Annotated in this window: 13 protein-coding genes; 5 read left to right on the top strand and 8 right to left on the bottom strand. The window is 37.7% G+C overall.

The window, feature by feature from the left end:
* Positions 1-33 precede the first annotated feature (33 nt).
* The 5 genes from PVK70_RS06230 to PVK70_RS06210 are packed head-to-tail and all read right to left on the bottom strand — an operon-like array spanning position 34 to position 6,698.
* Positions 34-4,446 carry a DUF6701 domain-containing protein gene (locus PVK70_RS06230; protein ID WP_130046817.1) on the bottom strand — a complete coding sequence of 1,471 codons (4,413 nt, stop codon included), beginning with the start codon at positions 4,444-4,446 and terminating at the stop codon, positions 34-36.
* Entirely contained in the window at positions 4,439-4,870 is a 432-nt protein-coding gene (locus PVK70_RS06225) for an MSHA biogenesis protein MshP (RefSeq protein WP_130046764.1), read from the bottom strand. The genes PVK70_RS06230 and PVK70_RS06225 overlap by 8 nt, the downstream gene beginning before the upstream one ends.
* The gene (locus PVK70_RS06220; RefSeq protein ID WP_130046763.1) at positions 4,842-5,636 is read right to left on the bottom strand and encodes a PilW family protein; all 795 of its coding nucleotides are present in this window, start codon (positions 5,634-5,636) and stop codon (positions 4,842-4,844) included. Before PVK70_RS06220 ends, PVK70_RS06225 begins: the two co-directional genes overlap by 29 nt.
* Positions 5,636-6,184: a type IV pilus modification PilV family protein gene (locus tag PVK70_RS06215; protein WP_130046762.1), complete on the bottom strand. Its 549-nt coding sequence runs from the start codon at positions 6,182-6,184 to the stop codon at positions 5,636-5,638. The genes PVK70_RS06220 and PVK70_RS06215 overlap by 1 nt, the downstream gene beginning before the upstream one ends.
* Positions 6,174-6,698: a pilus assembly FimT family protein gene (locus PVK70_RS06210; RefSeq protein WP_130046761.1), complete on the bottom strand. Its 525-nt coding sequence runs from the start codon at positions 6,696-6,698 to the stop codon at positions 6,174-6,176. The genes PVK70_RS06215 and PVK70_RS06210 overlap by 11 nt, the downstream gene beginning before the upstream one ends.
* A gap of 424 nt (positions 6,699-7,122) precedes the next feature.
* Here PVK70_RS06210 and PVK70_RS06205 point away from each other — a divergent pair, with 424 nt between their 5' ends.
* Positions 7,123-8,094 carry an esterase/lipase family protein gene (locus PVK70_RS06205; RefSeq protein ID WP_130046760.1) on the top strand — a complete coding sequence of 324 codons (972 nt, stop codon included), beginning with the start codon at positions 7,123-7,125 and terminating at the stop codon, positions 8,092-8,094.
* Positions 8,095-8,173: 79 nt separating this feature from the next.
* Here PVK70_RS06205 and PVK70_RS06200 read toward each other — a convergent pair whose 3' ends face one another.
* Both PVK70_RS06200 and PVK70_RS06195 read right to left on the bottom strand, forming a co-directional pair.
* Positions 8,174-9,190 (bottom strand): curlin associated precursor, CsgA like protein, encoded by a 1,017-nt coding sequence (locus PVK70_RS06200; RefSeq protein WP_130046759.1) that lies wholly within the window; start codon positions 9,188-9,190, stop codon positions 8,174-8,176.
* Between the two features lie 21 nt (positions 9,191-9,211).
* Positions 9,212-9,781 carry a curlin subunit CsgB gene (locus PVK70_RS06195; protein WP_130046758.1) on the bottom strand — a complete coding sequence of 190 codons (570 nt, stop codon included), beginning with the start codon at positions 9,779-9,781 and terminating at the stop codon, positions 9,212-9,214.
* A gap of 262 nt (positions 9,782-10,043) precedes the next feature.
* Between PVK70_RS06195 and PVK70_RS06190 the strand changes: the two genes are divergently transcribed.
* The 4 genes from PVK70_RS06190 to PVK70_RS06175 are packed head-to-tail and all read left to right on the top strand — an operon-like array spanning position 10,044 to position 12,413.
* Positions 10,044-10,688, top strand: a complete 645-nt coding sequence (locus PVK70_RS06190) for a LuxR C-terminal-related transcriptional regulator (protein ID WP_130046757.1) — start codon at positions 10,044-10,046, stop codon at positions 10,686-10,688.
* A 23-nt stretch (positions 10,689-10,711) separates the two neighbouring features.
* On the top strand, positions 10,712-11,146 hold the full coding sequence (locus tag PVK70_RS06185; RefSeq protein WP_422836526.1) for a curli production assembly/transport protein CsgE: 435 nt from the start codon (positions 10,712-10,714) through the stop codon (positions 11,144-11,146).
* 9 nt (positions 11,147-11,155) lie between these two features.
* Positions 11,156-11,557 carry a curli assembly protein CsgF gene (locus PVK70_RS06180; protein ID WP_130043464.1) on the top strand — a complete coding sequence of 134 codons (402 nt, stop codon included), beginning with the start codon at positions 11,156-11,158 and terminating at the stop codon, positions 11,555-11,557.
* A gap of 22 nt (positions 11,558-11,579) precedes the next feature.
* Positions 11,580-12,413 (top strand): CsgG/HfaB family protein, encoded by an 834-nt coding sequence (locus PVK70_RS06175; RefSeq protein WP_130046755.1) that lies wholly within the window; start codon positions 11,580-11,582, stop codon positions 12,411-12,413.
* Between the two features lie 62 nt (positions 12,414-12,475).
* On the opposite strand, the gene PVK70_RS06170 is transcribed toward PVK70_RS06175, so the two are convergent.
* Entirely contained in the window at positions 12,476-14,326 is a 1,851-nt protein-coding gene (locus tag PVK70_RS06170; protein ID WP_130046754.1) for a M3 family metallopeptidase, read from the bottom strand.
* Between the last annotated feature and the right edge of the window lie 62 nt (positions 14,327-14,388).

The following is a 14,388-nucleotide window of genomic DNA, read 5'->3' as shown; positions in this document are numbered from 1 at the left end:
GTTTCCTTATTAATTATGGCTATCTGTATGAACTTAGTTGGTTTGTTCATGGCTCCATATAATACGATCACTTCCGCGATAAATCCCAAAATGTATGGTTGCTTTAATGAAATCTTCAAAAGAATCGTTATTGTCTTGGTCTTGCTGTAGCCAAGGCAGGTTAACTAACGACAAAGTAGGAATGACTTGCCCTTGATTTCCATTTCCTGGGGCTGTGAAGTCCATACTTGTTATCTCATCATTTATGTTGGTACTAGTTAAACTTGCAGCTGTTGTTCCTTTTCCTACAGGCAAGGCATTTGGATCTTTACCCACATCAAATGAAAAATCAGATATTGCGAGTACTGTGCAGGAGTCAGCATCATTACGAATAAAGCTACCAGAATCGTAATATTCAGTCTCAATTCTCGATTGAAGTGCATTTAACTCTGAGCCATACGCATCTTCCATTGTAATTCGTCCCCACTTTTGCTGATGCTCAGGCGTGGCAGGGAAATTATAATTAAGGCAATTTCCTGTGGTATTTAACTTATAACAAACGCCATCTTGATCTTCGATGTCTTCAGCAGTAAGCGCTAAAGTGATGGTGTCATTGGTTGGTGATATCGGATCAAACGGTTTGTTATAACGCAGTTTGGCATTTTGCAGTTGTACCTTATTCTGTAGAGGCAATTTAACGACATTACCAGAAGAAGCAAAGCCTGCGCGTAGCCCAAGGATAGAGAGTGAGTCACTGTCTATCACCTCAATATTGGAGGGTGAAGCTGAATAGGTTCTAAAATCCCACTCTTTGTTATAGCGCCACCATTGGCCGATACTGTAGTTTTGTAAACGACCGCCAGTGTAAGACAGTGGTGTTAACTCTAATGTTGGTAAGGTATCAAACTCAAATGTTTGTCCCATGTAAGTAAAGTCACCACAGGCATTTTTGATGGTAGGTTGCTCAGCAGATAAGCTAAAATACGCCGGAATAAATCGACCAATGGCCCCCGTATTCGCTGCTTTAATATGGTATGCATTACTGCCTAGATATCCGGGTGGTGGCGTGACAGATATATCAAAAACACCGACCTCACTAATACTTTGCTTAAACGTATTTGTGCTGCCTTGTTTTGCAGCATGATCATAAGTATTAACCAATAAATTCCCTGTATTGCCACCAATGTTTTGGGCAGGAGCAATAAGTGTGTGGTCTAGTATTAAATTATTTTGAGCATAGTTTGGTGTGACTGGGTTATCAGTTAAATTGGTGTCGTTATCCTTCTCCCATGCGTGAGCCTTAATGTTTAAGTTAAACTCTTCACCAGCATGAGCAAAAATAGAGCAATTCGTGTCTTCTGATTGACAAAGACCGTTAGCATTTGAATTGTTTTTATCGCTTACTGACGCACTTAAGCCAACAGGAAAACTGACAAATTGATCGCTGCCTTCAATATCTTGGTTATACGATTTTGCGTATTTAGCATTGAGTTGCAGTTGCCCAGCATCGATATAATTTAACGTAATTTGAGCCTCATTATTGGCAAAATTTAACGTAAATGTAGTCGGAGACGCTTCTTGTTTTCCTATCTCATTCCATGAATTATTAACAAGGCCATATAGGCTTGGCGAACCAATAATATTCTGTTTACTTGGTGAAATATAATCAGACCATAATTGAATGTTCTTTGTGCCCGTAAAGGAATTACCACAGCCTTTAATGGTTGCTGTCACGGGTTTATTGGCTAATTTATCAGGAACAGTAACGGTTAATCCCTCAGATTTGAAATTGATAGTACAGTTTTGGCTATTCAATGAACCACCATTGATACTGCATAAGGTGTTGCTGAATGGTTTTGTTGAGGGAGATGAGCTATCAACATTCAATCTCACATTCCCTTGAGTTGGCTTACCTATGGACAGGTTCGCAATACCATTTTTCATTGTGATATTGTTTCCACCAAGCCAATAACCATCCGAGCCTAAGTTACTGGTATTAAGAGTGACATTAATCTCATCGGTAAATAAGCTTGAGCAAGAGGCATCAGCACACGCTCGCAATGTTACGTTAGATACATCACAAGTAGAACCTTGCCCTGAGTGGTCAAATTCAAAATGGTCAATTTGCTCTCCAATCGGTTTTGAATACAGAGCACACACTTTGAAATTATCTATTTCATGAGTGTTATATAACTGCCCTGTTGAACCAGTTAAAGACATGATGAAGTTTTCAGGTGTTTCATCTTGATTGTATTGAGAGCTCAGTACATTTATCGGCCCAATGATTTTGTTAAAACGAGGAGAATTTCCCTTAGGTTCTACACTTCGTTCCACGGTTACATTAGCTGTATTATTACGTCTTGAGTCGATAGTAATACGATAACGATGGGTATTATAGTTGCCATTATTTCCGTCAATATTTGGAGAAACCTTTTCTCCATCTATATAGTTATATCCAGAGTATTGCTGGCCTGATCCTCTGAGTACAACAGATTGATTGGTATAGTAAGAGTTGTGGTTTTTAGAACCACCTTCTTTAGAGTAGTTACCATACTCATCTAAACCTACACCGAGCCACCCACCAGTAAAACCAGGCTTTGTTGCTTCTGAATTTCTCTTAAATCCATAGCCTAAAGGCCCACCAAATGCACCAGCTTGAGGGGTTATTTCGGCATCAGAAAATACAATAGCAAGGCCGTCAGCACCATTGCCACCATACGCCATATAATCGAACTCCACCTCTATCTTGTTACCAAGAGCAGGGTATAAATATTGATAAGAAGAAGCCGTTGATTGTGCTCTTCTTGCTTGAGTTAATTGTAATCGGCCATTGATTATTTTAGGAATAAAACTGCCACTACTAGAACTCGTCACCCAATTGCTGTCTAAATTTCCATTATTAAAATTATCTTCATAACAGGTAGGCAAAACCACATCAGGACATGGGTGGCGTTGCTCGTATAGCTGTTCAATTTGATCGTCTGATAAGGCTTGATCAAATACGTTTACTTCATCAATTAAGCCATTAAAAGTACGAGTTAAATCATAATCATTACCTACTTGTAGTGGCTGATTATTTACCTGTAAGTGCTTTAGTGGAGAGACGTCTTCAGTAATGGATTTTACTTTTTCGCCATTAATAAAAATCGAGGCTTTATTTCTATCGTGAGCGTTATAACGAATGGTAACGTGCGACCACTGGTTTTTGGGAATGCTTTGTGTCGTCGTTAGGTTCATAGGGTAGCGAGAGTTTTTTAACTCCCAATACCAATTGACTTGGCCATGTGAGTTTAAATGAAATTCATAATTACCATTTTTCGAGATAATGGTATTAAGGCGACCGCTAGAAGGGTATGAGCTTGGGTTTATCCATGCACTGACCGTAATGGTATCTTCATTAGACAGTTTACTGTTATTCGGAACTTCAATGTATTGTTGTTGTGATTTATTAAAAGCGCCATAGCCACAAGTCCCCATCTTTGCTACATCGATAGGCAGGGCTGGGTTGTCTTTTTGAGGAGAAAGGTTATTAATAGCGATACCGTCATAGCCGTTGCCAGAGCTGTCTTTAACCTCTCCAATCGAACCGTTCCACGAGTCTTCATCTAAGCGTAGAGATAGTATAGGGTAAGCTTCTGGTTCTGGTGGCGTTGTCGCTTTATTGATACGGCTATTATCTTCCATAAATAATTTCTTACTAGAGACTCGACCATCGATATGGCTATCATTGTTTAATGAAAGAAGGTTATTCGCATACACATAGCCTTCTAGATAGGCATTGTTATTTAGTTGTATATTATTAAATCCAATAACAGTAAGTGAGGCATTTTGTTCTAGAGTCATTTTCGTATTGTTATTTAGAAGAAAATTATCATAAACAAATAAACGAACACTCCCTGAAATTTTAATGTGCGCGTTGCCGCTGGTAAAGATTTGAGTAATCCAGTAGTCGCCGGATAGTAGGGTAAGAGTCACATTATCTTCTAGATCTAAGCTACTAATATAAGTAGTGCCGCTTGAGTTTTTAAAACTAGCGCGACATGAATTACGTAACTCAATACGATTGTATTTCTTTGACTTAAACTCCTCTTGCCCAGAGTTACAGACTTCATTTTTAGGAGAATAGTGAGTTTGAAAATTACCTAGCGATAAAGAAGTTGTTGCTTTGCCTGTGATTTCACAAGGTTGATAACTACCATGCCCATCATCACAGCTATTACTTGGTAATCCAGCTCCTTTGTTACTAGAGCAATAATTTAATGCCGCCCCTTGAGTTTCATTAATCTTTGCTGAGTTATTGAGTTCTAATTGGGTGTACGGACAACTTTCCCCAGAGCTTTTATGTCCTTGAGCAACATCTGGAAAATAAATACTTGAGTTTATTGTCGGAAAAGCAAATGCACTCAGTGGCATCAAACATAAGCTAAAGGCTGAAATAATGAGTGAGCGAGAGAAAAGTTTAGTCATCACTGCGAATACCTACTTCAATAATACGTTGTAAGGTGGTGGTTCCAAATTTACATGTTGCTGTACTGGTTAAGCTGTACACTTCTCGGCCTGAATCTAGTTTGCCAATAGGTGTACATTTTACTTCTGCTGTACATTGCGATAAGCCTTCGCCTTTAAATGTATAAATACTTGCTGGATTATCAGTAGTAAAACAACTGCCTGTTTTTTCCATGTAGAAACGACTGATCTCAATTTGAGAGCCAGATTGAGCTGCCATATTAGTTCGCGTGCCCATAATAGAAGTCACGATATGCGTACTCATTTTCTGTTGGTTTTTCGTTGCCATAAGAGCCAGAAAACCAACAATAACGATAACAAAAACAGTAAGAATAAGTGCTGAGCCATTTTGACGACTAAGGCGTGTTTGCGATAAGGACATCATGATCCAACCTCACTTCTTCATTATTATCACTAAAGACAAATTGCAGTTTTACTAAGCCATTACGCACGAGAGAAGCTTGCTTAACATCAAATTGAACACTTTTGATTTTTTCAGCCATTATTTCACGATCTCCTATGCTTAATTCAGCAGGAGAAAGTTCACTGCGAGACAACGGATAATTAGCATAACGATATAATTGGCTGCCCTCTAAGCAATAAGCCACAGGGGTTTTGTAAGCAAATAAGCGATGGGCAGGGGAGTTTGCCGTAAAACTGGTTTCTTGAGTAAAGGTCAACTCCACCATGTTTTTTGATTTTGCTGTTTGTTTGAATTTTGCTTCTTTAATTTCAGCGACACGATCTACACCATTGCTTGGTATATCATCAAGTAAGTCTTGAGCATTGATTGGCATAATAACCACGCGTTCTGATTGAACAAAACCATGCTCAGGTAACACTCTCATCGTATTTGCAGATTCTGGTGCTAATGGCAGTGCCTCATAGACTGCGGTATTGGTGATTGGTAACCATTCAATGCATTGTGTTGTTTGGTTGATTTGTACGCTGTTTGGTACGGCATCACGAATTTCTTTGTGCATACGCTCTGTGACAAAACGGCCTTGTAATAGCAACTCTTCACGGGTAGTGGTATCGGCATAAATAGACATGCTGTGCTGAATAATCGCGCTGAGAGAAAGCCCAACGACGGCCAATAAGACAATTGAAACAATCATTTCAAGTAGAGTAAATCCAAGGGAGCGTTTCATTAAAAATTACCTCGAATTACTGAAAAAGCGTAATGCTGACCAGATGGGTCTATTACATCGACAACTATACGCTTTAAGTTTCCTCTGATAGCATCCGGTTTTCCATCTAAATTAGCGTCGTAGAAAACCTCAATAGAAATAGAAAAGTTAGGGTAGATACCTGCTAAATCATTGCCTAACACATCTTTTACAGATCCAGTTAAGCCGTTAAAGTCATCAACATCGTTGTAGAGTGTTCGTGTTGTTTTATCTTCGTTAGCTTCTTCATCTGGGCCTAAGTTTTTAGGAACTGTACAAGAAGGTTTTTTGGTCGGCTCGCATACAGGCAAGCCCCCATTAGGACCACTGTTTTGATCATATTGGCGACCTAATATTTCATCCATTACCGCGGCACCAAGTTCAGCGGCTTTTGTTGAATACATTAGTTCAGCATTATGTTGTGAACGAGGAACGAGTGAGGTGGTTATGATAATTAAGGCAAAACTCATTAGAACAATTGAGAGAACAATTGAAACCAGGCTAAATCCTTTTTGGTGTTTAGCAAGCATGAATATATCCTTCTTTTTCAATGCAGATTTTAGTTTGTGACTTAGCATTAATGAAAATTTCACAAGTTGTGTTTTTGCACTGCATTACTCGTCCCATTACATCAAAATCAAAAGCAAAAGGTGTAGCTAGTGCATTGTATTGATTCCCTATCTGTAAGGCGAAGTAGGCATTTTGTTTTTCTAAAATAGCAACGTAGGTGATGTCTTCGTTTTCAAGATACTCAGTGTTACCTTGAGCATTAGGGAATGATGTAGAGCATTGTTCTTCTTTATCAAGGCTAACTTGTTGAGCTCGGTTTGAATTAATTAGCCACCGGTTACAGTAACCGTTTCTATTCATGGCGCGAGTTTGAGTTAAGCGTAATGAATGTAGTAATTCAGTTTGTAATGTGTGTGCCGAAACGCTACTAATTCCAGAGAAATAGCTACTTGCGCTAATTGATATGATTGAGAGCAAAATAATGACAGCAATTAGCTCAATTAAAGTGAATCCTGATGTATGGTTTCGAGTCATTTTTTATGTTACAAAACATTAACTGTAAATAGGTCGGTTAGTGTACGGATAAAAGTTTTTAATGGAAGTAAAATAAGCGCTAATCAAATGGATATTTTATGTGATTTATGATTTATTAATGTAAAAATTCATTGTTTTTACTAAATTTTTTTGCGATTGACTTCAAATAATTAACTTCATTGAAAATACTCGCTTTTTATAAACTGTCAATGGGTATTTATTGGTTTTAGAAATAAATAGAAAGAAAGCGTGAGGTGAGCTTTTCTCCCCCATTTAGAGTTATTGGGCTGTTACCTTCTTGGCTTTGATCTGCGGCAATAACAAGAGAGCTGTCGAATAGTTTGTTAATGTTCTTCATCTAAGGGTAATAATGGAATATAAAATACTCTATTATTATTTTATATTGTGTTTATGGATGAACTTAATGAATCAAATCGACTTTTTGCGATGTGCCTGCGTTGGAGTACTCTTCGGCCTAGTTGGTTGTTCGTCAGCTTCAGTCAATGATATTGATAAGGTTGAAGAACCAACCATGTTAACCAAACAAACCTTACAGATTGATGGCTTAAAGCATTGTAATAATACGAGTGATAATCGCATTCACTTAAATCCTGATGAGCCGCTAACCATTATCGCTCATGGTTGCTTCGCTTCTGCTGGCCAATTTAAAACCTTAGCGGATGTCTATGGTTTATATGATCAACAAGCCATTTGTTTTGAATACGATGATAGAAAAAGTTTAGAAGAAACCTCCGGCGAACTGGTTTCTGCCTTAAATAAATTATCAAATGAAAACCCTAATCAATCCCTACATGTAATTGGACATAGTCAAGGTGGTTTGGTCGCTCGTCGGGCACTTACGGTTGATAGAGAGGATGAGAAAAAAGTCGCTACAAAACAATTGCAACTTACAACCATATCTTCGCCATTTAATGGTATTGAAATATCGTCACATTGTGGTATCACGCCTTTAAGAATTCTTTCTTTGGGGATTGTCGATTTAATTTGTTATGCAGTTACTGGAGAGAAGTACCAACAGATCCCCCCTAATGCTGACTTTATTGAGCAACCGGGAGAGCTTGTTGCTTCTGTATCTCAACATTTAGTTATCAAAACAGATGAGCGTAATACGTGCCGAAGAACCAATGATGAAGGTGTTTGCCTTGAAGATGATTATGTATTCAGCGTCAATGAGCAATCAAATAATCAGGTAGATAATAGGGCTAATACGGATTTGGTAACGGTACAGGCAGGTCACGTAGAAATTGTTGGTAATGGAGATTCTGTGCCGACAGATTTAATTAGTATTTTAAAAGATCAACAATTGCTGATTGATAATGGAACTATTGATCAATTAGAGCAAGCGCGTTTAATTCAACAATTGTACTTGGATTAAACATCATTAATGCTTCTACAATAAAAATCCCTATCAAAATAGATAGGGATTGTAATTATATTAACTTATCAACATGGAATTAGAATTGTGTAATAAATACACCGTTACCACTACTATTATCTGCCATAACAGTTGCTGAATCGTTGTTAGTTTGATTAACCATAATAAAGTTACTGTTAGAATCATTAACTAGGCTAATGGTTGCATCAGAATCACTGCCCCATTGATTAACCATAGCAAAGTTATCGTGGCTGGCATCAATAAGTACATCTACCTCATTATCATTTCCGCCAACAACAACGGCGTAAACTGTATTCTCTAGTGCTCCATTTTCTAGTAGGATTTCAGTGTCATTATCCGATGCTCCACCATAAAAGGCAGTATAAGTCTCGTTATCATGACCATCGATGTCAGTTAAAGCAGTATTACCTGAACCACCATAAACACTAATCGTTGAGTCATTTCGGCGACCATCTTGTACAATGGCAAGAGAATCATTATTAGAACCGCCATAAATACCAATGGTGGCATCATTTCGACGACCATCTTGTACAATGGTATTACTCGCATTGTCATCGGCGCCATCTAGATAAATAGCCGCATCATTTCGACGACCATCTTGTTCAATAGTATTAACCATATTGCCATCAGAATAATCCATATCAATTAGAGCATCGTTATGGCGTCCATCTTGGTCAATCAGTGCCATGTTATCATCACTGTCGTATGCTTCAATTTTACCGAAATTACGACGACCTTGTTGCTCCACAGCAAGGTTATTGTCATCACTATGACGACGAGCTTTTACTACTGCTTCATTGTGTCGACCTTGTTGACCAATGAATAGATCATTGTCATCACTGTTATTACGAGCTCTAACGACAGCATCGTTATGACGGCCCATTTGATAAACATCAACGTTATTATCATCTGAGTTTTTAATTAATACGTCCGCATCATTACCTAGTGCTGGTGACATCTGGAAAATATTCACAGTGTTATCATCAGCGTTAACTAATTCAACATCGGCCGTGTTTCCGGCATATACCGCACCAGAAAGTAAGATGGTTGAGATTGCGATAGCTAGATTTTTCATAATAAACTTCCTTGAAATACTTTAATTTATGATGGATATAAATCTATCCATACCATTGACTAAGATAATTCCTTGATTGCCAGTTTGATTAATGGAAAAACCTGCTCCATTATTTTTATTTACTGCCGCTGCAATGTTTGAATCACCTGTCTGATTTACTACATTTTGTTTACCGTTACCCGTTTGTGTTAAATGAGCGATATTGTCATTCCCATTTTGTAAAATAGCACCTTCATGGTTTGTTCCCCATTGCTCAAGAGAAGCACTATTATTTGTTCCATTTTGGGAAATTAGGCCTGTGTTATTGCTTCCCAGCTGTACTATATTGGCATTATTGTTGTAACCTGCTTGTTGTACTTTAGCTTTGTTACTTCCTGCTCCATTCACGTTATGCTGTAAAATAATTACCCGAGAATTAGTCGAATTGGTAAGCTCAACGATGGCATTATTATCATGACCAGTGTTTAGTTCAGATAATAGAGTCAATTCATCAGGCGCATTAAATTCATTAATTCCTAGATCACCAGTGGCATAGGTATAACTACTTACAGCTAGTAATAAATAGAGATAACTTACTGATAATTTTATCATATCAGTATCCCTCTTTTCTTGTGAATATGTTTTTTGTTACCTAAAAAGTATGGTTTTTAAAGAAATAACAACCATGAACTTTTTTATGATATTTAGAATAAATAAAAACAAACTAAAGTATTAGGCCCCTCATTTTTACTGCTCTTATAGTATTCTCAATAGTGAGACTTTGGTGTAGGTAGTCATTAGTTTATTAGTTATTTATTGGATATAGTTGAGTTATGAAACTAGATTTAAATAACATTCATCGCGGGGGTTCGGTATGAGTTTTTATTACTTATCATCATGTCAAACTTTATACTCTTCGTTACTTGTTGATTTAATAGAAAAATCATCGTGTATGAATATCGTTGCGCTAAGTTTTGATGAATTAAGTTCGATAGGTGAGTCCAGTGAAGATATTTTTATAATTTTAGATTTAAAAAATCAAACAGATAAAAAATACAAACGCTACTTATCTATTATTAATAAAAGAAAATTAAGATTTAAAGAGATTCTATTTAATGTTACTGATTCTAATATGTCTAAAGATATAATGAAGTATCCAAATGTTGTTGGTGCTTTTTATGAGACTGATAACATTGATGTTATTTCTCAAGGAGTTCGAAAAATAATAGGTGGTGAAATGTGGCTTACTAGAGAAATCACCAAAGAAATTATATTTTCATATCGAGAGAAACAAAATGGAATATTGTCAACGTCGATATCATTGACAGGCAGAGAAAAGGAAATATTAAAGTTGTTATCACTAGGTGCGTCAAATATAGATATAGCAAACGAACTTTTTGTTAGTGAAAATACAGTTAAAACACACCTTTATAATATATTTAAAAAACTAAATGTTAAAAACCGATTACAAGCAATGATGTGGGCTAAAGGATTTGATTTTAAAGAGGATTTTTTATGAGATTTTTCTCGATATTCTTAATCATGTTGTTGTTCTTTACGTCATTGTTTTCCAATGCATTAAACGCTCAAGACACTCTCGAATCCAAAACACCATTAGAAACCAATAAGGTGGATGAGTCTGATGACTTAATTGAGATTGAAGGCTTGATCATTGACCGGACATTAACGCGATTAGGCCGTGATTTTTATTTTGCTTTTTCGATGAAAATGAACAGCAAATATGACGATATAGATGTGAATTTGACAGTAAAGGAGAGGCCGACGGCCTTATCTGGCAGCATTATAGGGGTTTATCATTTTGATAAAGTGGTTTACAGAGGAGCGCTTTCTCCAGGGCAAAGGCAAGCAGACGAAAAAGCGGATCAAGCGATAGAGGCTGTAAATCAATACATCATAAAATGGCAAACTGAGAAATTATTTAGAGATACATATGATCTTGAACTTCCTGAGATCTAAGGGGTTAATATGGCCATAAGGAATATATTTTTCATCATAATAGCTAGCTTTATACCGTTAAGCCAAGCCAGTGAATTAGTGTACACACCTGTGAATCCTAATTTTGGTGGAAACCCATTAAATACATCGCACCTTTTTGCTGGTGCTAATGCAATTAATGATTATAAAGGTCCGCAAGATGACTCATTATTTGAGCAAGAATCGGCACTAGATCGCCTTACTTCTAGTTTGGAATCTCGTCTAATAAGTCAGCTATTAGCGGATGTAGGTAATGGTAATACAGGACAGCTTATTACGGATGATTTTATATTAAACATTGTTGATGATTCTGGCGCTTTACTGATTCAGATTGTAGACAAAGAAACCGGTGAAACCTCAGAAATACAAGTGAGTGGTCTTACTCCCGATTAATTTCTAAGCTAAGGAATCAGCAATGAAATATTCAATATTATTATTACTTTTTATTATCTCGGGTTGTTCTAATTCTATTGACGTGCCTGAAACTTCAGAATCGCCAACATTAATGCAGCGCGGTGCGAGCTATGTAGATCTCATTTCTTTACCTAAGCCAAGAGGGAAAATTTTTGTCTCTGTATATGATTTTAGAGACCAAACGGGACAGTATAAACCACAACCAAACAGTAACTTCTCAACGGCAGTACCACAAGGTGGGACAGCGCTTTTAACGATGGCATTACTGGACTCAGAATGGTTTCATCCGCTAGAGCGTCAAGGATTGCAAAACTTATTAACGGAAAGAAAAATTATTAGGGCTGCTCAAAAAAAGCAAGAATCGATTTCTAATCATGGTTCTACGCTTCCATCTTTATTATCTGCAAATGTTATGATTGAGGGAGGAATCGTAGCGTATGATTCAAATATTAAAACAGGTGGTGCAGGGGCTAGATACTTAGGTATTGGAGGTTCAGGGCAATATAGAGCGGATCAAGTGACGGTAAATATTCGAGCGGTTGATGTGCGTAGCGGTAAGATTTTAACGAGTGTCACAACCAGTAAAACCATATTGTCTTATGAAGTATCAGCAGGTGCTTTTCGGTTTGTAGATTACAAGGAGTTGTTAGAGGTTGAGCTAGGTTATACCAATAACGAGCCTGTAAATATCGCCTTAATGTCAGCGATTGATTCTGCCGTTATTCACTTAATTGTGAAAGGAATAGAGGAAGGGTTGTGGCGTCCAGAAAATCAAGACAGTAAAGACAATCCTATTTTCATTAAATACGCTTCAGAAACTCACCAAGTATTATAATGCCGGCATTGTGAGATAATCCGTTTACCATTATGTGATGATAAACGGATTACTTATCTATATTAACGCCCGTATTTTTCCATAATATAGGCCTCAAAGTCATCACACATTTTTGCGTTTGAATCTGTATTGCTTGCAAGCGTTTTAGTGCCATCAATAATAGTGATAGAAGCGTTTAATGGTGCTACTTCGGTTTGAGTTCGAGAAGCTAATTCTGCGATCTTCTCTTGCTCCGACTTCCATGCCTCTTCAACCGATAAATTACACTTATCAGCGAGATACTTTGCGTTAAAACCTTCACCAGTTAAAGCAATAATTGACTCGTTATGGCTAACGCTGTTACCAGCATTCCAATAATGTTTTGCTAATAATGGACCAATCTTAGGGTTGTCGGTTAAGTAACCAAATTTCTCTGTAAAATAAGCACGAGTTTGATATACCGCCATGTGCGCAAGTAAATAACCGTGGTATGCGCAAGCGGCTTCATCAGAAACCAAGTGTGGGATTGCCATTAATGGACGTGGGCTGCACGCTAGGCCAAGAATGTTCTTCTCTGTTGCACGAGCCAGTGCCGTAATATTTTCTGGTGTTAACTCTTCATCCGATAATTGATAAAGCGCTCGTTCAAAATAAGGAACAACGAGAATACTGCGCTCTTGGTATGCACGGAAAGGTTGTTTGCTGTCGATCATCGCTTTGATTATTGAATCAGGAACTGAATTGCCATCGGCATCGAGAGCATACTGTTTTAGCCAATCTGCATCTTCTAATAGGCTGTCGCAGAACATAGATTGTGTTTCAGCATAGGCCATTGATGTTGGTGCAAACTCTTGTGAGAAACACGGAGCATTCATTTTTACATTAGAGAAATGTGCAGCATGCCCGCCCTCATGGAATAAGGTGTTCATACCATCATAACCACTGCCTATTTGGTCTGGTTTAGCGTTACTAGTGAAGTTTACTTTTGCAGCAACCCATTCACCTTTTTCATCATAAAAAGAAGGGATAGGACCATGACAGAAACCATTTGGGTATTTGCCTTTACGATCCAATAAATCAAGGGTTAATTCTGCGCCAGAGAATTCGATGTTCAAGCGACCGAATGATTCAACCCAACGACGAAGCGATTTAGAAAACGGCACATAAGGGTCTAATTCACGCATGACATCGCCAGCAAACGAGAAGACAAAGTTATGAGCCAGTAACGCATTATCGCCTTTATCTGCGGCGAGTTGATTTAAACTGATTTGATTACAATCACGAGTACGGATTTCAAAATCATCCAAAATGACAAACAGTTCATCTGCACTCATTTTCTCTTTTTTGGTGACAGAGTAATCAAAGAAAGTATCAAAACCTTGAGAGCGAGCAAATTTGTTGCGCAGTTTAATTAATTCAATAAATCCGTTTTGTAATAGCCATTGCTCTAAGCCAAGAAACGCTTGGTGTGCAGACTTACGGGTATTTTCATCAGAGCTAGTGCGAACAACAGAAGCGAGCACAGGAAGAGAGCCTTCAACCGTTTTTCCTTCTTCGTTCACATACGTCATGGTGTGTTTTTGTTTTTTCTCAAACAGCCCAGCTTCAAACTTAATTAATTCTGACTTTAGAGTCTGAGCTTGTTCAGATTCAATTGCATGAGATTCAAAAGTGTCTAACCACCCCGTTAACCCAATAAGAGTTTGTTTTTTTTCTTCGATATTTTCGATTGTGTCAGCAAGAGCGATTTGTTCTTTAATTGCAGAGATTTGATCAGCATTACTTAAAAATTTCGTCCATGCAGTCTCGGCTTCAGTAGAGCCTTGGTGATCATCACTTAACCCCATATAGGTGTCCCAAAAGAAGTTCTCTTTGGTGCGATGAATTGATAAATAGCGTTGGTTTAAGTCATTAAGATAGGCTGTCGCAGTCATTTTCTTCCCTTTAAATCAGTCCTTAGGGCAAAGCCCATGCTTCAGGATTATGACATAAATTG

The sequence above is a fragment of the Aliivibrio sp. A6 genome, from assembly GCF_028765505.1.
In the GTDB taxonomy this organism is placed as follows: domain Bacteria; phylum Pseudomonadota; class Gammaproteobacteria; order Enterobacterales; family Vibrionaceae; genus Aliivibrio; species Aliivibrio finisterrensis_A.
This window is presented reverse-complemented; position numbering and strand designations above follow the sequence as displayed.